Origin of the sequence: Flavobacterium adiutor (assembly GCF_048282555.1) — a bacterium.
Taxonomy (GTDB): Bacteria; Bacteroidota; Bacteroidia; order Flavobacteriales; family Flavobacteriaceae; genus Flavobacterium.
The window spans coordinates 4,480,246-4,502,892 of sequence record NZ_CP182487.1 but is presented as its reverse complement, the minus strand read 5'-3'; the positions used below and the strand labels follow the sequence as shown (position 1 = coordinate 4,502,892).

The window sequence follows — 22,647 nt, the reverse complement described above, 5'->3', positions numbered from 1 at the left end:
GTTTATGTTGTTGGTTTTGCAAATATATATTATAGGATAACAAGTTTTTCATACTTTTCGGCTTTTTTGTTTGTTAAACTAGATTTGACAGTAAGTTTGTAAATGTAAACTCCTTTGCCTATTCTGTCTCCAAAATCATCTTTGCCGTCCCATGTAATTTCTCTTGATAAAAAACCTTCAGTGGTAATGATCTGATTTTTTGTCCAGACTACCTTTCCTGTTATTGTCATTACCTGTACCTGTACATCTAATGGCTCGTAAGGTTTGTTATGGGAAAACCAAAACTGTGTGTAGGTAGAAAACGGATTAGGGTAATTAAGAACGTGGCTCAATGTAAGCGATTCATCTCCAACAACAATAAATTGTACTTCACTTGTTACCGGGTTGTTATAAACATCCCAGGCAGTAAAACTTATAGTATGCATTCCTGCGCTTAAATTACGTAATGGGAAACGTAAATTTCCATTAGTATAATCATCTAATTTTGTTTGATAATAGTCATTTAAAATATAAGGATTGCTTACATCTCCATCTAAAACTGCTACTATATCATGACCGATTCCGCTTGCTGTATTAATTCCGTTTTCGTCCTCAAGAAACGCTAAAAGAAAAGGAGATTCATTTGTGATTCCTCCTGAGACAAAAGTTTCATCGTTCATATATAACTTCACTTTTGGACTAATATTGTCCTGAGGTGCGTTTTCGTTAATTCCTCCAATTTTTATGAGGTCGTTATAGCCGGATTGGTTTTCTAAAACTTCATTCTTTTTTGAATAAAAACTGATTCTTCCATTATTAACAGGTATTCGAATGTCTCTTGGAACTACAAAACTAAATTCAAACTGACCATTAGTTACAGAAGCATTTCCTCTAAAAATAGTTTCGCCTAATGTTTTAAATTGTATTGACGGACTATAACCGTCATTATTTAGTGTGGTATTGGTAATTAGTTTATCGAAAATAGCAGTTGAAAGCTGTCCGTTATAATTGCTCAAGAGGTTGTTGTTTTCATCGGTAATTTCTCCTGATATTTTAATTTTAGCTAAAGATTTAAAGTCTTCAATTGTTCCCGAAACAGGGATGTCATTTACTTTTGTTAAGTTAATTCGGGGTTTAGGGATTGCAAGCATTATTGCGGGATCGCCTAAATAAAAGATAACATTGCTGGATGAACTCGGGTTCTCATTTTTTGAAACCCGAAGCGCTTCTGCAATAGTTGTATATTGATTAGATCCGAAAGACAGCAGGTTTTTAGTTAGGATATCATTAAAATTTTCAGCATTATATTGCCCAATCGAACGTATAGTAGTTAGCATTGCTATGGCTCCTCCTTTAGGGTTCCAAAAAGTATATTCGCCGGCTGTAGGGTGAGTTGGGTCGTCAAAACGGGAAAACTCGCAGGTTATAGTTATAAATAGTGGATATTTATATTGATTGTTTAAGTTTTGACCATCTGATTTTTCCCAAAGTCTCTCACTGGATAAACCATCTTCTCCTCCATGTCCTAAGTAATTAAAAATTAAAGCACCTTTTTCGAAAGCATCAAAAAGATCTGTTTTTGCTTTTGGATATCTTGATCCTCCTGCCGATGCCTCTTGGGTGTAAGAATCCATAAGAATTTTTTCAATATTTAAGAATGGTTTTTCAGTAGCAATTTTGTCGGCTAAAGTGTTTTGACGCGATTGAAGCGTAGTATCAGAGGCTTTGTCGGAATCATCACTGATTAAAACGACATTGTTTCGCCAGTTTCCGTAAGATTTAATGTTGTGGTATTCTATAACTTTATTAACCATTTCTTCTGCCTGTGCATTGTCTTCAGCTAACATCCTGCCAGTTGCAATATCAATTCCTCCATAAAAAGAAGTTATGTTTCCTTCGTTATCATCCATTAATCCGTAAAAATCATCAGACGCGAAACAAGATTCTCCAATTGTGTTGCTATTTAAAGAATGATATATGGGTACAATATTGGTATTGTTAGAGATACGATTTTTATAATCAAATGAAGCATCGCCAAACAGGTTTACGTATTTTACTTTTTTATCAGACGAAGAGGCGTTTTGGTAAACATATCTGATACAATTTCTGATTGCTGCTATATCTTGTTTTCCTGAAGAGAATTCCTGGTAGATGTTTTCAAGGGTAACAACTTTTACGTTTAAACCGGAATAGCTCCTATGAAAGTTTGCTAGTTTTTCAGCTGGAGAAAGTAAAAAATTTGGGGTGATAATCAAATAATCAATATCCTGGAAATTATTTTGTGCATTTTTAAAAAGCGTTCCCTTTAAGTTTTGATTCGCAATTTTAGACTGGGTTTCTTTTAAAGGACTATAATAATCTGATGGATCAATTGCTATATATTTTCGAATTTCGCCTAGAGTAGCCTTGAAGCTTAAATTATCTAAATTGCTGTTTTCGATTTTTGATACATTATATAGGTCTGTGATATCCCAAATTTGTGAAATTCCCAAAGCATTGGTGATAATGTAATTTGCTATTCCGGTGGTTGAGCCCGCAAGATCATACTGAAATAGGAATTGTTTTCCTGTTCCTTTTAGCTTTCTTTTTGCAGTTAAATTAATGTGATCCAGGTATCCTTTTGAGCCTGGTACTCCGTTATTGTCGTAAGTGAGTTTTATTTTTACGTTTTCTGATCCTGAAAAAGTAGTGTTAGCAGGCAGGTTTCCTGTGTAGAATTTTGCATCAGAACTGTTGCTGATTTGACTAAAAAAGATGTTTCCAATGTTTTGTCCATTAGCAGAGACAGTAAACGAAGTATTGGTAAATGCCGCCGCCGCTGCGACAGTTTCTATTTTTATTGATGAACCGGACTCAAAATTCGGAAAATTAAATTCAAATTCCTGTTCATTTTTGATTTCAAAAGATTCTCCAAACCATTGACGCCCCGTGTGTGCAATATTAATTAAGTCTGCTTCATGAAACTGATGATCGTCGAAAGTAGTTAATTCTAAAGTGCTGTTTCCGGAAGGCTGTATCATATTAGGAATCCTTTTTCCGTTACCTCCCTGGCTGGTTACATAATAATAAGATTTGGTAGCATATAAATTGATGTTGGTTTTGCTTTCAGTACTCCAATTGTTGATTCCTTCTGCATAAAAAAGAATGTAATCCTCATTATTAAAGACGCCATCGTTTTCACCTATAACCTGAATTGCGTTTTCTGTTAAATCTTCAGGATAATAACTGTTGTTAGATAATGGAAGCATTCTTCCTCCATTTCCGTAGATTTTTATTTTTCGCGGATCACTTTTGCTTGCATCAAAGCCAAGACTTTGTAAAAATGACCTTGAAATTTTATATACACCTGATTTTTCTACATAAAAACGATACCAGTCTCCGGAGGATAAAACCGAATTTGAAATACCATTTGATTTCAAAGTCGAAGCAGCGCTATTGTTTTTTGATGAATTGCTGTTTATTGAATAAGAAAAAGATCTGATTCTTTTAAAACTACTTCCTTCATATACAATTGGAGACAAGGAAATAAAACCTTGCTTTTGATCTCTTGTAATGGCTATTTGAAGCGCTTCATTAGGTTGTTTGGGTATGTTTGCTAATGATAGATCTCCTAAGTCATCAACTGAAATAGTTTCGTAAATAACATTCGTAATCTGAACTTCATTGTTGTTTGAATAATCTAAATATTTTGGGCTAAATAATAATGTTATGGTTTTTTTTGTAATGTCAAACCGGAAATTATTACCGGTGAAGTAAGGGATATTGACTTTCAGTTCACCAAAACTCATTTCTTTTTTATTTTGCCAATCTATCGTGAGACTCCCGTTTTTCTGGGGAAAAAGAAAAAAAGGAATGAGAAAAAGATATAAAAGAATGGCTTGTTTCATAGTGAAAGAAAACGAAATTAATTTAAAAATATTTTAATAAGTAAAAATATAGTATTTAATGTAATAGTAATAATAAAAAGTATATTTTTGCGTTTCGAAACTATAGGTTATTTTCTGGTAAAAAACAGCTAAATAAAATTATTAGAACAGATGTTGCCAATTAAATGTTAATTATTATATTGCAGCACCTAAATTTATCACCTAAGAATGAGTATGAAAGTAAACAAAATTGTAGCCTTGCAAGTAATGATGTCAATAGTATTGATGTTGGGCACGGCTAGTTGTAGCAAAAAATCAAGTTCTAGCCGTGGCTCAAGAGCAACAGGTTGGGATGTTGATAGTCAGAACGGAACAGCTGCTAGAAATGCAGGAAAAAAACAGCAGGCAGGTCCTGGATTAGTTTTCGTTGAAGGAGGTACATTTACTATGGGTAAAGTACAGGATGATGTTATGCATGATTGGAATAACACTCCGACTCAACAACACGTTCAGTCGTTTTACATGGATGAAACAGAAGTTACGAATGGTATGTATTTAGAATACCTTGAGTGGCTTAAAAAAGTTTTCCCACCTACAGAAGAAAGTTATAAAAACATCTACGCCGGTGCATCGCCTGATACCTTGGTATGGAGAAATCGTTTAGGATACAATGAAACGATGACAAATAATTATTTAAGACATCCAGCCTATGCTGACTATCCTGTAGTTGGTGTTAATTGGATTCAGGCTGTTGAATTTAGCAAATGGAGAACAGATCGTGTTAATGAAGCTGTTTTAGAAAAAGAAAGATATATCAAAAAAGGTGCTAAAACACAGGATGTTAGTGCTGAAAGCTTATTTAATACGGAAGCATATATTGCCTCTCCATCTACTTCTTATGGAGGAAATGAAGAGATTGTTCTTAAGAAAAGTCCTAATGGCAGAAGACCTAAAAAAAATAAAGATGGTACAGTAGAAGAGCAGAAAAATGTTTACGCACAGCGTTCTTCAGGTATTATTTTGCCTGAATACAGACTTCCAACGGAAGCTGAATGGGAATATGCTGCTGCAGCTGATGTGGGACAGAGAGAATACAATATCTATAAAGGTCAAAAGAAATATCCTTGGTCGGGAGATTACACTCGTTCTGCAAAACGTAAAAACAGAGGTGATCAATTGGCTAACTTTAAGCAGGGTAATGGTGATTATGGTGGAATTGCTGGTTGGTCAGATGATGGTGCAGATATTACAAATAAGATAAAAAGCTATCCTGCTAATGATTTCGGATTATACGATATGGCAGGAAACGTAGCAGAGTGGGTTGCTGACGTATACAGACCAATAATCGATAACGAGGCAAATGATTTTAACTATTACAGAGGAAATCAATATGCTAAAAATAAAATTGGTAAGGATGGTAAATTAGAAATTATCACAAAAGATAATATTAAATATACCACTTTAAGTAATGGTAAAGTAGTGGCTACGAATTTACCTGGAGAAATAGCTCAGGTTCCGGTTGATGAAAATGAAACCTATTTGAGACAAAATTTTAGTAAAAGTGATAACATAAATTATAGAGATGGAGATAAACAATCTTCAAGATACTATGATTTTGGAGATTCTGAATCTGCAGATGATGCTAAAAAAGAAACAATGTATAATTCTCCAGTACACAATGTTACGACAGATAGTTTAGGTAACATGGTGAGAAAATATGATAACTCAAGTAAAAGAACAACTTTAATAAACGATAATGCAAGAGTTTATAAAGGGGGATCTTGGAGAGACAGAGCTTACTGGTTAGATCCTGCACAAAGAAGATATTTCCCTCAGGATATGGCTACTGACTACATCGGTTTTAGATGTGCGATGTCAAGAGTAGGTTCTAAAACTGAAAGAAGAAAATCACCAAGGAATTAAGTTTTACAAATTCCAATAAAAAAATCCAAATTCCAACACTGAGTTCAGTAAGGGATTTGGATTTTTTTTAATTTTATAATCTAAATAAATGCTTATAAAATGAATATTAAAGAAATTCATGACCTGTTTTTGAAATGTAAATCTCTTTCAATTGATACGCGCAAAATTGAAAAAGAATCTATTTTTTTTGCTATCAAAGGAGAAAATTTTGATGCTAATACTTTTGCTAAGGAAGCTTTGGAACGTGGGGCTTTATTTGTGATAATTGATAATGCTTCTTATTTAATTGATGAAAGAACAATTCTGGTAGAAGATAGCTTAAAAACTTTACAGGAATTAGCAAAATTTCACAGACAATATTTGAAAATTCCGATTGTTGCATTGACAGGGAGCAATGGTAAAACAACAACAAAAGAACTAATAAATGTTGTTTTGGCGCAAAAATATAGGACTAAGGCAACTGTCGGGAACTTAAATAACCATATTGGTGTTCCGTTGACATTATTGTCTTTTACCAGTGAAACTGAAATTGGAATTGTAGAAATGGGTGCTAATCATAAAAAAGAAATTGAATTTTTATGTTCCATTGCCCAGCCTGATTATGGTTATATTACAAATTTTGGGAAAGCGCATTTAGAAGGTTTTGGTGGGGTTGAAGGGGTAATTGAAGGGAAGAGTGAGATGTATAAATACTTGCTTGAAAACGATAGATTGGCTTTTATTAATTTAGATGACCCTATTCAGATTGAAAAGTCTAAAAAAATTAAAACTTTTACATTTGGATCAACTAGTAGTCATGCAGATATTACTATTCGCTCAGTAGAAGCAAATCCGTTTGTTTTGATTCATTATGATGATTTTTTTGTAAAATCTAATTTGATCGGACTTTATAATGCCAACAATATCAATGCTGCTGTTACTATGGGGAAGCATTTTAAAGTTGAAAACAATGATATTAAATCTGCAATTGAAGCTTATACTCCTGCAAATAATAGATCTCAGTTATTAAAAAAGGAGTCATTTGAAATTATTCTGGATGCCTATAATGCTAACCCAAGCAGTATGGCTGTAGCAATAGCTAATTTTTTGCAATTAGATGATCCAGATAAGGTAATGATTTTGGGTGATATGTTTGAGCTAGGAAGTGAAAGTGAGCAAGAGCATAAAATTATTGTAGATTCTTTAGTAAAGCAGGAGAAATCTATTTGTTATTTGATTGGGAAATCATTTTATGAAAATCGTATTTCTAAAGAGAATATTCATTTTTTCAAAACCTTTGATAATTTTTCCGAATATTTAAAAATTAATAAGTTCAAAGAAAAAAGTACCATACTAATTAAAGGATCACGTGGTATGGCATTAGAAAGAACTTTAGATTTTCTCTAATATCTGGTCTTTAAATGATTTGATTAAGACCTTTTAATCTGATTTAACATTAGAATTATATGGTCTTAATCGGAACATTTAGAAAATTAGCTTTGTCTCTTCATAATGTTGTAGAAGATACTCATTTCGAAAAAATATCTTTTGTGTAAACAAAAAAATATTTGCAAGTTTTGATGAAAAGAATAATAAGGCTGTCTTAAAATTAAATGAAATTCATCAATCCGTTTTTTGTGCATCGAGTGAAATGATTTTTTATCCAGTTCCGAATAAATGGGGAAAACAAGGCTGCACCATGGTCGAACTTTCAAATGTAAGACCTGAAATATTTAAAGATGCTTTAATGTGTTCATATGAAAATGTTACAGCAAAAAAGAAATAATATTTATACTTAAGCAACAATCGTTCGAAAAGTCAGATTTACCCTTGGCTTTGAAGTAGTTTTTGTTGGAGGCAGGCGATGCAGCCAATGCGTTTGTGTTTCATCTTTCATAACCAGCAGACTGCCATGTTCGAGAATCAAAGAAACCGTCTCCTTGTTTTTTTTATGTTTAAAAGCAAATTTGCGTTCTGCACCAAAACTAACCGAACCAATGGCACCGTTCTTTTTTAGATCTTTCTCACCATCGCTGTGCCAGGCCATTCCTTCTTCGCCTGAATGGTATAAATTTAACAGACAGGAATTAAAGCTTTCTCCTGTTTTTTCTTCAATTATCTTCTTTAGCTCTAAAAGTTCGGGGGTCCAAGACAATGCTTTTTTGGTTGTATTCGAATACGTATATTCAAATTCCTGGTCGCCGTACCAGGCCACTTTTCGTTTTGTCAAAATGAGTTTGCCAAAAATAATCGCTTCGTCATTTTTCCATTCAATTGTATTTAGTAAAATATCACGATAGAAATCGGCCTTATCTCTAGAGAATAATTTCCCATAATAATTCACAGTTCCATCTTTTGGAAGTAAGTTTGTTGATTCGTCTATTTGAGGATTAAATAAGTCCATTTTTCCATTTTTGATATTCCAATTTCATACAATGTCCGCAAGGTCTGAAGCCATTTTCTCTAGCTTCATTTTCACACAAAAAGAAAACCCGGTTTTTCTTTTCATTCTTTTTCCCGAAGAACATTTTAGCGTTCCGTAGATTTTTAATTTTTGGTTGCCGCCAAAACAAATTTCGCCATTTTTAATTTTATTTCGGAGGTCTGAATCTAAAATTTCAATATGTTCAATCATATTCGTTTTGTGAAAAAAATATTCAAGAAAGAGCAGCATGAAAAATAATTCCTAGCGTAAAACGCTCGCCCAAATGAAATTCGCTTGTCTCGCCCTAAAATAAGTTTACATATTTATACTTAATCCTAACATAGGTTTACAATTCAAATTTAGAAATGGAAATTCAATGACAATTAATCATTGGAATTTGGTATTTAAAAGTTTGAAATTTGTCTCTTTAAAGATTTATTTGAGCACTTTCCCAGCCAATTATGGCTGTTTTTCGGGTGTTTCCCCACATGTATCCGCCAAAAGTCCCAGAAGATTGAATAACGCGGTGACAAGGAATTAAAAACGCAACAGGATTACTTCCTATAGCAGTTCCGACCGCTCGTGATGCATTAGGCTTTTGAATTTGATTGGCAATAGAACCATAAGTAGAGAGCTGTCCCATTGGAATTTTCAATAGTGCTTCCCAAACTTTCAATTGAAAATCGGTGCCTTTTAAATGCAGTTTAATTTCAGGTAATTTACTCCAGTCATTTTGGAAAATAAAAAGTGCATTTTGTTGTGCTAAATCCAGTTTTCGTGTAAAAGTGGCATTCGGAAATTTATTGCTTAAATCATGAAATCCGATTGCTTCATCTTCGGCGAAAGCCATAAAACAAACGCCTTTTTGAGTAGAAGCAACAATGATATTCCCAAACGGACTTTCGGCAAAACTGTAATTTATAGCCAGGTTTTTTCCTCCGTTTTTGTATTCTGCTGGCGTCATTCCTTCGATATTTACAAATAAATCATGTAATCGGCTTGTGCCCGAAAGACCTGTTTCAAAAGCTGTTTCAGCAATAGTTATCTGATTTTCTTTCAGTAATTTTTTAGCATATTCCAGGCTGGTATACTGCAAGAATTTTTTCGGACTTGTTCCTGCCCAATCACTAAAAAGCCTTTGAAAGTGAATTACGGACTCAAATGTACTTTTTCGGCCACTTCGTCAAGATTAGGCTGGTCTTTAAAGTTTGCTTTGATATAATCGATAGCTTCAGCGATACGATTGTAATTGATTGTTTCTTGTTTGTTCATCTTCAGTCAATTTTATGAGACAAAGATCGATAGGTTTCTGCGGGTATAAAATCCGAAACTTGCGGAAATAAAAATTTTGTTGGTTTTGTTTCAAGTTTCAGGTTTCATGGTTCAACTAACTTGAAACAAAAAAAATCTAATGCGTTGTAGTTTTTGAAAAACATTAATTACAACGACACCAATTATACTCAAAGACAAATCAATAATGGCTGGTAAATCTGGAATTTCTTTAAATAAAACAGTGCCAATAATTGTTATTAAAACAATTCCAACTCCAGACCAAATGGCTTAGGCGAATCCAACTGGAATAGTTCTTATTACAAAGCTTAGAAAATATAAAGCACACAGTAACAAATAATCGTAATAATAGGAAGCAGTTTGGTAAATTCTTCAGACTTTTTTAATGCTGTAGTTGCAATGATTTCGAAGATTATAGCGATGAATATGAATAAAAAATCCCTCATGGCTTACTTTTTTACAAAGGTAAAATTTAAAGCTTAAAAGAATTATTTCAGTTTCTTCTTGTTGGGAGATAATTTAAAAACAAAATCTAAAGAGATTACATTTTCAGGCTTAGATTCAGAAGACTTTTCTATGTTTATGAAACTTTGGTTGTAATTTAAACCTACATAAAAAAATGAGCTAATCTGGTAATAACCATTTAATGTTACTCCTAATGTTTTATTGGCTTTCGTTATACCTGTTTTGTCTCCAGGTTCTACAAAAAATTCTTCATAATGTTTGTACCAAACGTTTCTGGAATAGTTTAAACCATAGCCGACAGAAAATCTTTTAATTTTATGATTGTGAGTAAAACCAAAACTTAAAGAGTTTAATCTTTCATATTCACCATATTGATCCAAAGGAGCCGGAAAAGGAAGATCAAAACTCGTGGCAGCTCTAAAATTAACCGAAAAATACCTTTTATTAGTATAAAAATATTCGATTCCGGCTGAGAAACCGAGAAATCCTGTTTTGTTACTATAATTTTCGTTTGATGGTTCAAAATGAAAAGTATTGACATAGGGTAGCGCTAGAACAAAATTTATCTGACCTTTTTTTGTTGGATATTCTTTTGTAAAATGATGTTTGAATCCTGAAAAAGCTCTTGACATATTTGTTTTAATGATACCAACAGAATCCTGAACATCAAGAAAAACGTTGTCTTTGTAGTAAAATCTTTTCTGATTTGTTAAATCTGTAATGTAAGCTACCGGAGATAATTGAAAGAATAATAAGTTTCCAAAGGCAAATTTTTTGTTTACTGAAGGCGAGAGAGTGTATTTTTTAATCAAACTATCGGAAACCAATTCGATTGGCAGTTCTTTCTTGGATCTTTTAACAATTACTTTTGCAGGTAATTTATAAATGCTGTCATTGATTTTTGCTGTTGCATGGAGCGAACTTGTAGAAACTGAAATAGTTTGAGTTTTTTGTTGAAAATAGTCGCACAAGAACTTAAAGAAAAAATTAGAAGGATTAGTAAGGTATTTTTCGTCATATTTTATGCAGAATGAAAAGAATTAGGACTATTTTGCACTACTAAAATATAGATTTTAAAGTTATTAAGAATTGAATTATGTTAAAAATATTACCTAATTACTTCAAATCATTTTTTGCATCTGAAACACTAATTAGTTTGTAACCATTTTCAGTTCTTAGAAACTCAAAATGATCTTGTTTGAAATCGGCTTTGTTTTTTGGATTGATTACGATATTTTTAACGGGATATTGCCAGTCTTTAGATTCATGACAATTATTAAAATAAACATCATACTCTTCTGTTTCAAAAATAAACTGATTTAAGCCGTCAGAAGAAATAAAATAATCTGTTTTTGGATTTTTGAGTTCACGAAGTTTCAATTTTAAATAAGTGTAATTCTTATCAATAAATTTAGTTTTAGATTCACTCATCCATCCATTTGGTTCTTTCCAATAGGTGATTTTATCAAAAGAATGTTTTTCTAAATTGGCTTTAGACAAATCAGTGAGTAAAGTGTTTTTTAACCAATGTACGAACTCTTTTTCATAATTGATAAATGAATAATACATTCCATCTACTCCAATAAAACTATCTCTGATGCTATCTTTGTTTGGTTCTTTTGTTTTTTCTAATGAATACAAATTAAGATTTCTGTTGTCTTTGAAATTTTCAATTAAAATTTTATTGTTAATATCTATTACCAATTCTTTTCCACCAGTCCAGAAAAAATGTTCGTCACCCGGCTCACTTTCTCTTTTTGCGTCTTTAAGTACTGTTATTATTCCATTATGGACTTTTGAAAGCACACTATAATCAGCAGGAATTACAATTTTTCCTTCGCTATCGAATATCCCCATTTTGTCGGTTTTGGTGTCTCTAAAACGGATAAAACCTTCATTTTCGCAATCAGGACTATTGTCAAAAACATATAAACTGTCGCGACCAACTGTTTTCCCGGTTTTGGTTAAATAATAGCTTTTCCAGCCGTTGTTAAATTCCTCGGTAACAGCAATTATGTTTTCAAATTTACGGGCTGTTGTAAAACCTGAAAATTTTGGTTCTATTTTGATTACTTCATTTTTGTCTTTAAATCCAATTAACGTAGTGTCTTTGTTAGGAAATGAAGTCCAGATGTCATTGTTTTGAGCAAATGAAGAATTTAGAAATAGAAAAATGCATATAAAAAGAAGACGATTCATAGAAGAATATTTTACTTTAAATATACACAACGTTTTTGAAAGCGAAATAGTTTATAAATTCAAAAATTTCTTGTTTTACGTATGCGTGAGGGATGGGAGCAAGCTACCGAAGTAGCGCGGATAGCCCGACAGCATGCTGACAAAAAGGGGTATAAGCGCAAAGATTGTAACCCTTTTTGTCAGGATGTTGGCACGCCCCAATAAAAAACCCTCACATTTCTGCAAGGGTTTGTATTATAACTAGTAACTAAGGACTAATTACTAAGCACTATAATTAGTATCTGTAATATTCTGGTTTGAAAGGCCCCTGAACATCAACGCCAATGTAAGCAGCCTGATCTTCACGTAAAGTTTCCAATTCAACACCTAATTTGGCTAAGTGTAAAGCCGCCACTTTTTCATCTAAATGTTTTGGTAACATGTAAACTTCGTTTTTGTAAGCTGCGCTGTTGTTCCATAATTCGATTTGAGCCAAAGTCTGGTTGGTGAATGAGTTACTCATTACGAAACTTGGGTGACCTGTAGCACAACCAAGGTTAACTAAACGACCTTCGGCCAAAATGATGATATCTTTACCGTCGATTGTATATTTGTCAACCTGAGGCTTTATTTCGATTTTAGAAGCTCCGTGGTTTTTGTTTAACCAGGCCATGTCGATTTCGTTGTCAAAGTGTCCGATGTTACAAACAACAGTTTTGTCCTTCATTTTTTCGAAGTGGCTTCCCACAACGATATCTTTATTTCCTGTAGTTGTAATGATGATATCAGCATTCGCAATTACAGTATCTAATTTCTTCACTTCGTAACCGTCCATTGCAGCCTGTAAAGCACAAATTGGATCGATTTCAGTAACTGTTACAATAGAACCAGCACCTCTAAAAGAAGCAGCAGTTCCTTTTCCAACGTCACCGTATCCACAAACAACTACTCTTTTTCCGGCTAACATTAAGTCAGTTGCACGACGAATAGCATCTACAGCAGACTCTTTACATCCGTATTTATTATCAAATTTAGATTTAGTAACAGAGTCGTTAATGTTGATAGCCGGCATTGGTAAAGTTCCCGCTTTTACTCTTTCGTAAAGTCTGTGAACACCCGTTGTAGTTTCTTCAGAAAGACCTTTAATTCCTGGAACTAATTCCGGGTAACGATCAATAACCATGTTTGTTAAATCTCCACCGTCATCAAGAATCATGTTCAATGGTTTTCTGTCTTCTCCAAAGAATAAAGTCTGCTCAATACACCAGTCAAATTCTTCTTCATTTAAGCCTTTCCATGCATATACAGAAATTCCGGCAGCAGCAATGGCAGCAGCAGCCTGATCCTGAGTGGAGAAAATGTTGCAAGATGACCAGGTAACTTCTGCGCCAAGGGCAATTAAAGTTTCGATCAAAACAGCAGTCTGAATTGTCATATGCAAACATCCGGCAATACGAGCACCTTTAAGCGGCTGCTCATCTTTGTATTCAGCACGAAGTGCCATTAAACCTGGCATTTCAGCTTCAGCTAGCTCAATTTCTTTTCTTCCCCAGGCTGCCAGAGAAATGTCTTTTACTTTATAAGCCACATAAGGCGTAGTCGTTGTACTCATTTATAGTATATTTGTAATGTAAATTTTTTTGCAAATTTAAGGAATAGCTTTTTATTTTTACTACTTTATGCAACATTTGTGAAATCTTTAATTTGTTAATTTTTAGAATGTTAGTTATAAAGGTTTTTAGAAGCTAATCCTGCTGTCTGCTGTATCTTTTATGGTGAACGCCACCATAAAAGGATGTCGCTCCCATCAGGGCTAGAAACATGAGACAGTCAAATATGAAATTTTTATTCGCAAAGAAAATCATTTATAATTCATCATTTATAATTCATAATTAAAAAGAATGCCTTTATTTCAGACCATACAATGCAATGAAAACACCCGAATTTTAATCTGGGAAATAACCGAATCTTTTGATGAATTGTACAGCAGCGTAACTTTAAAAGAAAAAACGCAAAAGAGACTGGACGGAATGAAGTCTGAAATGCATCAGCGTGCTTTTTTAAGTGTTCGGATGCTGATTCAGGAAATGGGTTTTACAGATAAAGATCTGCATTATGATGCATTCGGAAAACCTTATTTTGATTGTGATAATCACATTTCAATTACACATTCATATCATTTTGCGGCTATAATTATAAGTAAAGAAAAGGTTGGAATCGATATGGAGTTACAGCGCGAAAAAATTCAGAGAATTGCCGATAAATTTACGGATTATGAATGTGGTTATTTAAATCCTGATCTTACAGGAGAATATGTAAAGAAATTAACGGTAATCTGGGGAGCAAAAGAAGCTATTTTTAAAATCAGAAACGAGAAAGGCATCAGTTTTAAAGATCATATTTTAGTTGAGGATTTTTCTTTAGACGAACTTCAAACCAGTGCAAGTCTTCACTTTGATGAGTTAGTAAAAGATTTTGATGTGCATTACAAGGAAATTCAATCTCATAATTTTGAAGGGAATTTTACTTTAGTTTATGCTTTTGAGAAGTAAATACAAAACTTCGTCATTGGGAGGGATGAAGTAGTCACAATTTCTAAATAAGTCATAGTGAAAATGCTGCGTTCCTCGCAATGACGTTTAAACATCACTTTCTTTTTCTCTGTTTTCAAACATACTCATATACAAAAAAGTACTCATTTTTCTGGCACGTCTTTTCAAAGTGTCGGCATTTTCGCCTTCAAAGTGTTCATCAATGGTCTGAAACCAGTGATTGAGCCAGATTCCGAATTCATTTGAAGTAATTTTGCCATTAAAATGAGCATCAACTTCATTATGAACCGTGAGCGGATTCCCATCGTATTTTTTTACGCCCAATAAATTCATCTCCCAAAAATCAGTCAGTCTTTCAAGATGGGCATCCCAGTTTTTTATTATATCATTAAAATAAAAGCCGATTTCGTGATCGGCTCTTATTTTAGCATAGAACTCATGTATTAACAGAGCAATGTCAGTTCTGTTTTCTATTTGCTTTTTCACAGAAAAATGGTGTTTGCAAGTATAAATAGTACACTTAAAACTGAACTTAAAATTAAAAGGTTGAAAACCACTTTGTGTTTCATTTGAGCTAAAATTGAGGTGTTTACAAAGATACAGGCTAAAACAATAATACCCAGTTGAATCATTTGAAAAATTGAAGTTCCGTTAGCCAAAACATACATCGCTGCAGCACCTCCTAAACAGCTTTGCCCAATTACAGCCATTGCAGCTGATCCCATGTAATTTTTATTGAAAATGTCGAATGTTGTTTGATATAGTGTCATGATATTCAGATTTTTATAAGACAAAGATACGCCCACTATACCGCTGTGTTTTATGATTTTAATCATAAAACAGCAATTATTTTATCTGTATACTTTTCGGTTTATAATCTTCAGTTCGCCTTTTTTTTCCAGCATTTTTATGGCTCTGATTACAGTTTCTACACGTAAACCGGTCAAATCTCCAATTTGCTGTCGGGTAAAATTAATAAGAAAACCATTTTTGTCTTTTTTAAAATTAAAATAGGTAATGCCGTGATCAATTAATTTTAAAACTCTGTGTTCTGGTTCCTGAGTTGAGATTTCGGCAGCCATAACCGATTTGTAATAAAGGCGTTGTGCGAGGTTTTCGATTATTTTAATACTGATTTTTGGGTTTTCTTCCAGAAGTTTCATGAAGTTTGCTTTTGGAAGAAGAATAATTTTACTGTCTTCAACTGCAATAGCATTAGCAGGATATTTTTGATTCAGGAATAGCGGCGGTTCTCCAAAAGATTGTTTCTTGTAAAATATTCCCTGAATAAACTCTCGACCGTCGTCATTATAGTTGCTCATTTTCACTTCTCCTGAAAGAATCTGAAAATAGTTTGAAGGAAAAATCCCTTCTTTGAAAATAATCTCATTTTTATCGAAAGATTTCTTTAAAGCACCATATTTTTCTAATAATTCAGAGGAAATCATAAGGTTTATTTCTTTAGTTTTTGAGATCAGTTTTACAAATATAATGTATTCAAAGTAGTTCTTATACATGAAAACTTATACTTTTACAGCCGTTATGCAGCAAAAAATAGTAAATATATACCAGCAAATTTTAGATGCTAAAAGCAAAGGTCAGAAACTGCTTGCCATACTTTTGGATCCGGATAAAATTTTTTTAGAAAATGTGGATAGACTAATTTTAAAGATCAATCAGTCTCCTGCAACCCATATTTTTGTGGGAGGAAGTATTGTTCAGGCAACTATTTTAGAAGAATTAATTACGCAGCTAAAACAAAAAACAAACTTACCCGTTGTTATATTTCCAGGTGATCCTTCACAGATTTCACCTCAGGCAGATGCTATTTTGTTTCTTTCATTATTATCTGGACGAAATCCGGATTATTTGATTGAATATCAGGTTCAGGCAGCACCAATTCTTAAAAAAACAAATCTGGAAGTGATTTCGACAGGCTATATTCTAATTGAAAGTGGTAACGAAACAGCTGTTGCTCGTGTCAGCAAAACAAAGCCGCTTAACCGCGAAAATTTTGATTTGGTTCTGGCTACTGCTCAGGCAGGAGAAATGCTGGGAAACAAATTAATGTATTTAGAAGCCGGAAGTGGTGCTAAAAATCCAGTACCTCTAAAAATGATTGAGCTGATTGCGCAGAATATTGAAATCCCGATAATTGTTGGAGGCGGAATTACAGATTTACAGGGAATTAAAAAAGCCTATGAAGCCGGGGCGGATTTAGTAGTAATTGGAACTGCTTTTGAGAATGACAGTCATTTTTTTGAACCAAAACAAATCAAAGAACAACACAATGATTGATTTCTTTTTAGACAGTTATAAAAATACTCCACTTTGGCATATCGCTTTAGAGTTTTTAGTATTTGTGTGTGGAATACTAAGTGTCTGGTTTGCAAAAAAAGAAAATATCTGGGTGTATCCAACAGGTTTAGTCGCAACTGTAATATCAGTATATCTTTTGTATGTTGCAGGTTATATAGGAGATATGATTATCAATGGGTATTTTTCGGTGATGAGTATCTACGGCTGGTATGTTTGGGCAAAAGGAGGGACAGATGAAGATAATTTACCTATTACAAGAACAAATCTGAATGAAAAAATAACAGGAATTTTATTGTTTATTGTTACCTTTTTTGTAGTTTTAGGTATTTATAATTTTTTTGATTATACCATCAACCTGGATAATTATATTGACATGATTTCATCAGGGATATTTTTTGCAGGAATGTGGTACATGGCAAGAAAAAAAATCGAAAACTGGACACTCTGGATTATAGGTGATATTATTGTTGTACCGCTTTATGCGTATCGCGGTTTAGGAATGTTGTCACTTCAGTATTTAATTTTTACAATTTTGGCAATTTCAGCTTATATAGAATGGAGAAAAATCTTAGACAGCAAAAAACAAACATTATAAAAATTGCCTTATTCGGACCTGAAAGTACAGGTAAGACAACATTGGCAAAACAGCTTGCAGAATATTACGAAACCGAGTGGGTTCCGGAGTTTGCAAGGGATTATCTGCAGCAAAAATGGGAAGAAGATAAGCAGGTATGTACTATGGCAGACATGATGCCGATTGCTTATGGGCAAGTTGCATTAGAAAATGAAAAACTGGATGACGCTAAACAATACTTGTTTTGCGATACTAATTTAATGGTGACCAAAGTTTTTTCTGAAGTATATTATGGTTTTTGTAACCCCAATTTAAATGAGGCAGCTTTAGCCCATGAATATGATTTATTCTTTCTAACTGATATTGATGTTCCCTGGGAAAAAGATGATATTCGAGATAATCCAAATAAAAGAGAAACTGTTTTTTCTGTTTTTAAACAAGCTTTAATAGATAGCAATAAGCCATTTATTACAATTTCAGGAGATAAAGAAAGCCGTTTGGAAAAAGCTACTGCTATTGTTGATAACCTTACTAATGCTAAAAAGGAAGGATTTTCCTCAGCAGATTTTGTGGAAATCTACAATCATGGGATTCCTTTTGAGAATATAATTAAACAGCTTAAAATTTTTAAAAAAGGAATTTCAAAATGTAACTTAATAAGTCCGGCAACAGTCAATAACGGAATTTTAAGTCTGACAACTCATGATTTCGAAGAAAAGGCTGCCTTTTTTGATGCCAATAAAGAATGTTTTAAAATATGTAAATTTATTCCCGCTTCTGGCGCAGCAACCAGAATGTTTAAATTTTTAATTGCTTTTTTAAATAATTACGATATTGATAAAGAGACAATTAATTCTTATATTAACAGGAATAAAGATAATGATTTATCTATTTTTATTGTAGGGATGGATAAATTCCCTTTTTTTAAAGCAGTATATAAAAAACTAAAAGAAATATATCCTGAATTTGATAGTTTAGAAAGAGATTATAAAAATTATTACTTTATAAAAATATTACTATCTCCGGACTACTTTGATTTTGCTAATAAACCCAAAGCTGTTTTGCCTTTTCATAAATATAAAACACATATTGCAACTCCAATAGAGGAACATCTGAACGAATGTGTGCAGTATGCTGAAACAAATAAAACCTCGAATTTGCATTTCACAGTTTCAGAAGTGCATCAGCAATTGTTTGAAAAAACAATTGAGGAAGTCAAAGGGAAAGTTGAATCTGAAACAGGGACACAAATCAATATTAGTTTCTCTTATCAAAATAAACAAACAGATTCTATTGCAGTTGATATTAAAGATAATGTATTCAGGAGCCAGAAAGGATCTTTTATTTTCAGGCCTGGTGGACACGGAGCATTGATTGAAAATTTGAATAAAATTGATGCCGACATTATTTTTATAAAGAATATTGATAATGTAATTCAAAATAATATTAAGAAGTCTACTTTATATAAAAAAGCGTTAGCAGGGATTTTAATAGAAGCACAGCAAAAAGTCTTCAGTTATTTAAATGCTATTGAAAAGGGAGAAATTAAAGAACAGGATGTTGAGGAAATAGTAAAGTTTTTAACGCAAAAGCTTAGTATAGAAATGACGAACGATTTCAATAAGTTTACTTTTGAAAATAAAGTCAATAAAATAAAAGAATTGCTCGACAGACCAATCCGTGTTTGTGGGATGGTTAAAAATGAAGGTGAAGCAGGCGGGGGACCTTTTTGGATTAGTAACGATAAAGGCGAAATTTCACTGCAGATTGTGGAAAGCTCACAAGTCGATTTAACCAATATAAAACAAAAGTCAATTTTAGAAAGTTCAACACATTTTAATCCAGTTGATTTGGTTTGCGGGACTAAAAACTATAAAGGAGAACCGTTTAATCTGGAAGAATTTGTGGATCATAATACAGGATTCATTGTTGAGAAAAGCGCTGAAGGTAAAATTGTTAAAAATTATGAGTTACCGGGATTATGGAATGGTGGTATGTCAAACTGGTTGACCATTTTTGTTGCAGTGCCATTAATAACATTTAATCCGGTGAAAACGGTAAACGATTTATTAAAGCCGGCACATCAGCCCAACAAATAATGGATACTGAAAAAATTATAGCAGAGTTAAGTTTTAAAGCAGTAAGAAGCAGTGCAGCAGGAGGGCAAAACGTAAATAAAGTATCTTCAAAAGTGGTGCTGACTTTCGATTTGAATACTTCTCAGGCTTTATCCGGGGAAGAGAAAGTACTCTTAAAAGAAAATATACCGGCGAGATTTACTTCTGAAAATGTTCTAATTTTAAATTGCGATGAAGACAGAAGTCAGCTTAAAAATAAGGATATTGTTATAAAGCGGTTTCTGGAAATTATTAAAAAAGGATTATATGTGCCGAAGGTTCGCAAAGCTACAAAAGTTCCTAAATCGGTAATAAAGAAAAGAATTAAGTATAAGAAAAGTATTTCTGAATTAAAACAATCCCGTAGAAAGCCAAACTTAGAATAATTTTCAATTTTTTAAATTCCATATTCCAAATCAGGCTTATTGCGATCGATTTGGAATTTGGAATTTCTTTTTAGAAATATATACCAGACGTTTTTAGGGTTTAGAATTTCACAAATTGCAATTTTAAAAAGAATTTCTTTTTTGGAGTTTTAAATATTTTAACATTACCTTTGCACTGTCTCAAAGGGGTGCTCTAAATAACGAGCTGAGATCATACCCAAAGAACCTGAGCGAGTAATGTTGCTAAGGGAAAAACGACACTATCGAGCGTGCACACTTTATTTTGTCGTGAAACACATTTATTAATTTAACAAAGAATAATTCCCCCTTTTATTCGTAATTTTTTACGGATGAAAACCTATTTAAGTCTAAAAGTTGCAAAGTCTAAAAGTTGCAAAGTTTTCAAAAGCCAAAAGTTGGCAAATTACAATTCGTTTTTCTTTACTCTATTTTCTTTATTCTATTCTCTATTCTCTATTTCTCAAGAAAGGGATTCGACCAAAGTAAATCAGTTAGATAATGTATTGGTTTCTGCAGTTCGTGTTACTTCCAAAACACCGGTGAGTTTTAGTAATCTGGATAAAAAAGAAATCAAATACAGAAATTTAGGTCAGGATATTCCAGTATTAATGAATTATCTGCCATCAGTTGTCACTACTTCTGATGCCGGAAACGGAATGGGGTACACTGGAATCCGTGTGCGAGGAAGTGATGCGACAAGGGTCAATGTAACTATAAACGGAATTCCCTATAACGATGCTGAAAGTCAGGGAACATTCTGGGTAAATATGCCCGATTTTGCTTCTTCAGTAGAAAGTCTGCAATTGCAGCGGGGTGTTGGAACATCAACGAATGGTTCGGGAGCATTCGGCGCGAGTTTAAATATGCTGACTGATAATTATGCAGCAAAAGCAAATGGAGAAATCTCAAATTCCTTTGGTAGTTTCAATTCGCATAAACATACCGTAAAATTTAGTACAGGTTTATTAAATAATCATTTTGAATTGGCAGGGCGTTTGTCCAACATGAAGTCTGATGGTTATGTAGATCGCGCAAGTTCAGATTTAAAATCGTATTTTTTACAGGGAACGTATGTCGGAAAAACAACTTTAATTAAAGCCTTGGTTTTTGGCGGGACTCAAAAAACATATCAGTCCTGGAATGGAATTGATGCTGAAACTTTACATAAAAACCGAAGATATAATTCTGCAGGAGCATACACAGATGAAGCCGGAAATGATCGTTTTTATGATAATGAAACAGATAATTACAACCAGGATCATTATCAACTGCACTGGAGCGAATCGTTTACAGATAAGTGGAGTACCAATTTAGCGTTTCATTATACGAAAGGAAAAGGCTACTACGAAAATTATAAAGAAGATGCGACTATGGTCGATTATGGTTTAACACCAGTCGGAACCGTAACAACTACAGATTTAGTACGTCAAAAATGGCTCGACAATGATTTCTACGGAGCAACATTTTCATTAAAATATAAAGATGAAAAACTGGATGTTATTTTAGGAGAAGGCTGGAATAAATATGAAGGGAGTCATTTCGGAAAAGTAATCTGGGCCAGATATGCATCACAATCAGAGTTGGGAGATCACTATTACGATGATTTTTCGACAAAAGTTGACGGGAATATTTTTTTAAAAGTCAATTATCAATTATTTGAAAAGTTGAGTTTATACGTTGATTTTCAGTATAGAACAGTTCAGTATAAAGCAAATAGCTGGGAGACAGGTCTGGTAGATGATAGTTTTAACTTCCTCAATCCAAAAGCCGGTTTAAATTTTGAAATCAATCAAAAAAATACGCTGTATTTCTCCTATGCCAGAGCCAATCGTGAGCCCAACAGAACCGATTATGAAGGAGGAAATGTAAAACCTGAAAAATTAAATGATTTTGAGTTGGGATGGAGATTTAATTTAGAAAATTTTCAGCTTAATACCAATTTCTATTTTATGGGGTATAAAGACCAGTTGGTACTGACGGGAGAATTAAATGATGTTGGTTCGCCAATACGTGCTAACAGTGGAGATAGTTATAGAGCAGGTATTGAAGTAGATGCAACGATCAAACTTTCAGATAAATGGTTTTTACAGCCCAATATTACTTTGAGCCAAAATAAAAACAAAGATTTCTATTTTACAAGGGATGGTGTTTTAGAAAACCTGGGTGAAACGAATATTGCTTTTTCTCCTGACATTATAGCAGCTAATCGTTTGACATTTATGCCGGTTAAAAATTTGCAGCTGTCTTTGCTTTCAAAATATGTAGGTGAACAATATATGGGAAACATTGATTCAGATCTTTCAAAACTGGATAGTTATTTTGTAAATGATTTTAATGCATCGTTTGAGTTCAAAACCAATAAAGTTTTCAAATCGATAATGATTTCGGCTTTAGTCAATAATATTTTTAATTTAAAGTACGAAAGTAATGGATTTTTCTACACTTTTGACGATGATTATTCTAACCCACCAGCTATTAAGACTGTTGAAGGTGTGGGTTATTATCCTCAGGCAGGAACTAATTTCTTAGCCGGGCTGACATTGAAATTCTAAGACTAAATCAAGAAAGACAAA

At 33.2% G+C, this 22,647-nt stretch carries 16 protein-coding genes and 3 pseudogenes; 8 read left to right on the top strand and 11 right to left on the bottom strand.

The genetic code is table 11. The annotated features are described in order from the left end of the window. Window positions 1-29 precede the first annotated feature (29 nt). Window positions 30-3,866, bottom strand: coding sequence for a type IX secretion system sortase PorU (gene porU, locus ACNC7R_RS19090; protein WP_417942618.1), 3,837 nt, complete (start codon window positions 3,864-3,866; stop codon window positions 30-32). 213 nt (window positions 3,867-4,079) lie between these two features. Between porU and gldJ the strand changes: the two genes are divergently transcribed. Continuing rightward, window positions 4,080-5,768 (top strand): gliding motility lipoprotein GldJ, encoded by a 1,689-nt coding sequence (gene gldJ / locus ACNC7R_RS19085; protein ID WP_417943197.1) that lies wholly within the window; start codon window positions 4,080-4,082, stop codon window positions 5,766-5,768. 99 nt (window positions 5,769-5,867) lie between these two features. Beyond that, window positions 5,868-7,154, top strand: coding sequence for a UDP-N-acetylmuramoyl-tripeptide--D-alanyl-D-alanine ligase (locus tag ACNC7R_RS19080; protein WP_417942617.1), 1,287 nt, complete (start codon window positions 5,868-5,870; stop codon window positions 7,152-7,154). A gap of 388 nt (window positions 7,155-7,542) precedes the next feature. On the opposite strand, the gene ACNC7R_RS19075 is transcribed toward ACNC7R_RS19080, so the two are convergent. The 7 genes and pseudogenes from ACNC7R_RS19075 to ahcY form a co-directional block, all read right to left on the bottom strand. Further along, the gene (locus ACNC7R_RS19075) at window positions 7,543-8,151 is read right to left on the bottom strand and encodes an alpha-ketoglutarate-dependent dioxygenase AlkB family protein (protein WP_417942616.1); all 609 of its coding nucleotides are present in this window, start codon (window positions 8,149-8,151) and stop codon (window positions 7,543-7,545) included. Then, window positions 8,138-8,382: pseudogene (locus tag ACNC7R_RS19070) on the bottom strand (Ada metal-binding domain-containing protein). The gene ACNC7R_RS19075 and the pseudogene ACNC7R_RS19070 overlap by 14 nt, the downstream one beginning before the upstream one ends. A gap of 217 nt (window positions 8,383-8,599) precedes the next feature. Further along, a pseudogene (locus ACNC7R_RS19065) lies at window positions 8,600-9,444 on the bottom strand (bifunctional helix-turn-helix domain-containing protein/methylated-DNA--[protein]-cysteine S-methyltransferase). Between the two features lie 111 nt (window positions 9,445-9,555). Further along, window positions 9,556-9,908: pseudogene (locus tag ACNC7R_RS19060) on the bottom strand (DMT family transporter). 42 nt (window positions 9,909-9,950) lie between these two features. After that, entirely contained in the window at window positions 9,951-10,898 is a 948-nt protein-coding gene (locus tag ACNC7R_RS19055) for a hypothetical protein (RefSeq protein ID WP_417942615.1), read from the bottom strand. Window positions 10,899-11,043: 145 nt separating this feature from the next. Beyond that, window positions 11,044-12,126 carry a hypothetical protein gene (locus tag ACNC7R_RS19050; RefSeq protein ID WP_417942614.1) on the bottom strand — a complete coding sequence of 361 codons (1,083 nt, stop codon included), beginning with the start codon at window positions 12,124-12,126 and terminating at the stop codon, window positions 11,044-11,046. 274 nt (window positions 12,127-12,400) lie between these two features. Then, a complete protein-coding gene (ahcY, locus tag ACNC7R_RS19045; RefSeq protein ID WP_417942613.1) occupies window positions 12,401-13,717 on the bottom strand; it encodes an adenosylhomocysteinase in 1,317 nt (438 codons plus the stop codon). A 289-nt stretch (window positions 13,718-14,006) separates the two neighbouring features. Here ahcY and ACNC7R_RS19040 point away from each other — a divergent pair, with 289 nt between their 5' ends. Then, on the top strand, window positions 14,007-14,657 hold the full coding sequence (locus tag ACNC7R_RS19040; protein WP_417942612.1) for a 4'-phosphopantetheinyl transferase family protein: 651 nt from the start codon (window positions 14,007-14,009) through the stop codon (window positions 14,655-14,657). An 87-nt stretch (window positions 14,658-14,744) separates the two neighbouring features. Here the strand turns inward: ACNC7R_RS19040 and ACNC7R_RS19035 are convergent, their stop codons facing one another. From ACNC7R_RS19035 to ACNC7R_RS19025, 3 genes are all read right to left on the bottom strand, one after another. Next, complete coding sequence (locus ACNC7R_RS19035; RefSeq protein ID WP_417942611.1) at window positions 14,745-15,143, bottom strand: group III truncated hemoglobin; 399 nt, start codon at window positions 15,141-15,143, stop codon at window positions 14,745-14,747. After that, window positions 15,140-15,427, bottom strand: coding sequence for a hypothetical protein (locus ACNC7R_RS19030; protein ID WP_417942610.1), 288 nt, complete (start codon window positions 15,425-15,427; stop codon window positions 15,140-15,142). Before ACNC7R_RS19030 ends, ACNC7R_RS19035 begins: the two co-directional genes overlap by 4 nt. Before the next feature lie 81 nt (window positions 15,428-15,508). After that, window positions 15,509-16,105, bottom strand: coding sequence for a Crp/Fnr family transcriptional regulator (locus tag ACNC7R_RS19025; RefSeq protein WP_417943196.1), 597 nt, complete (start codon window positions 16,103-16,105; stop codon window positions 15,509-15,511). Between the two features lie 94 nt (window positions 16,106-16,199). Between ACNC7R_RS19025 and ACNC7R_RS19020 the strand changes: the two genes are divergently transcribed. The 5 genes from ACNC7R_RS19020 to ACNC7R_RS19000 all read left to right on the top strand — a co-directional run bounded on the left by ACNC7R_RS19020 (window position 16,200) and on the right by ACNC7R_RS19000 (window position 22,626). Next, window positions 16,200-16,955: a geranylgeranylglyceryl/heptaprenylglyceryl phosphate synthase gene (locus ACNC7R_RS19020; protein ID WP_417943195.1), complete on the top strand. Its 756-nt coding sequence runs from the start codon at window positions 16,200-16,202 to the stop codon at window positions 16,953-16,955. After that, on the top strand, window positions 16,948-17,571 hold the full coding sequence (pnuC, locus tag ACNC7R_RS19015) for a nicotinamide riboside transporter PnuC (protein ID WP_417942609.1): 624 nt from the start codon (window positions 16,948-16,950) through the stop codon (window positions 17,569-17,571). The genes ACNC7R_RS19020 and pnuC overlap by 8 nt, the downstream gene beginning before the upstream one ends. Then, entirely contained in the window at window positions 17,532-19,649 is a 2,118-nt protein-coding gene (locus tag ACNC7R_RS19010; RefSeq protein WP_417942608.1) for a DUF4301 family protein, read from the top strand. Before pnuC ends, ACNC7R_RS19010 begins: the two co-directional genes overlap by 40 nt. After that, the gene (gene arfB, locus ACNC7R_RS19005) at window positions 19,649-20,053 is read left to right on the top strand and encodes an alternative ribosome rescue aminoacyl-tRNA hydrolase ArfB (RefSeq protein WP_417942607.1); all 405 of its coding nucleotides are present in this window, start codon (window positions 19,649-19,651) and stop codon (window positions 20,051-20,053) included. Before ACNC7R_RS19010 ends, arfB begins: the two co-directional genes overlap by 1 nt. 350 nt (window positions 20,054-20,403) lie before the next feature. Then, window positions 20,404-22,626, top strand: a complete 2,223-nt coding sequence (locus ACNC7R_RS19000; protein ID WP_417942606.1) for a TonB-dependent receptor — start codon at window positions 20,404-20,406, stop codon at window positions 22,624-22,626. The last annotated feature ends 21 nt before the right edge of the window (window positions 22,627-22,647 follow it).

What these genes read in the sequence shown, in the direction of transcription:
- ACNC7R_RS19075 (WP_417942616.1), bottom strand. Translation starts at nt 8,151, where the DNA reads ATGGACTTATTTAATCCTCAAATAGACGAATCAACAAACTTACTTCCA.
- gldJ (WP_417943197.1), top strand. Translation starts at nt 4,080, where the DNA reads ATGAAAGTAAACAAAATTGTAGCCTTGCAAGTAATGATGTCAATAGTA.
- pnuC (WP_417942609.1), top strand. Translation starts at nt 16,948, where the DNA reads ATGATTGATTTCTTTTTAGACAGTTATAAAAATACTCCACTTTGGCAT.
- ACNC7R_RS19030 (WP_417942610.1), bottom strand. Translation starts at nt 15,427, where the DNA reads ATGACACTATATCAAACAACATTCGACATTTTCAATAAAAATTACATG.
- ACNC7R_RS19025 (WP_417943196.1), bottom strand. Translation starts at nt 16,105, where the DNA reads ATGATTTCCTCTGAATTATTAGAAAAATATGGTGCTTTAAAGAAATCT.
- ACNC7R_RS19010 (WP_417942608.1), top strand. Translation starts at nt 17,532, where the DNA reads ATGGAGAAAAATCTTAGACAGCAAAAAACAAACATTATAAAAATTGCC.
- ACNC7R_RS19080 (WP_417942617.1), top strand. Translation starts at nt 5,868, where the DNA reads ATGAATATTAAAGAAATTCATGACCTGTTTTTGAAATGTAAATCTCTT.
- arfB (WP_417942607.1), top strand. Translation starts at nt 19,649, where the DNA reads ATGGATACTGAAAAAATTATAGCAGAGTTAAGTTTTAAAGCAGTAAGA.
- ACNC7R_RS19040 (WP_417942612.1), top strand. Translation starts at nt 14,007, where the DNA reads ATGCCTTTATTTCAGACCATACAATGCAATGAAAACACCCGAATTTTA.
- ACNC7R_RS19050 (WP_417942614.1), bottom strand. Translation starts at nt 12,126, where the DNA reads ATGAATCGTCTTCTTTTTATATGCATTTTTCTATTTCTAAATTCTTCA.
- porU (WP_417942618.1), bottom strand. Translation starts at nt 3,866, where the DNA reads ATGAAACAAGCCATTCTTTTATATCTTTTTCTCATTCCTTTTTTTCTT.
- ahcY (WP_417942613.1), bottom strand. Translation starts at nt 13,717, where the DNA reads ATGAGTACAACGACTACGCCTTATGTGGCTTATAAAGTAAAAGACATT.
- ACNC7R_RS19000 (WP_417942606.1), top strand. Translation starts at nt 20,404, where the DNA reads ATGAAAACCTATTTAAGTCTAAAAGTTGCAAAGTCTAAAAGTTGCAAA.
- ACNC7R_RS19020 (WP_417943195.1), top strand. Translation starts at nt 16,200, where the DNA reads ATGCAGCAAAAAATAGTAAATATATACCAGCAAATTTTAGATGCTAAA.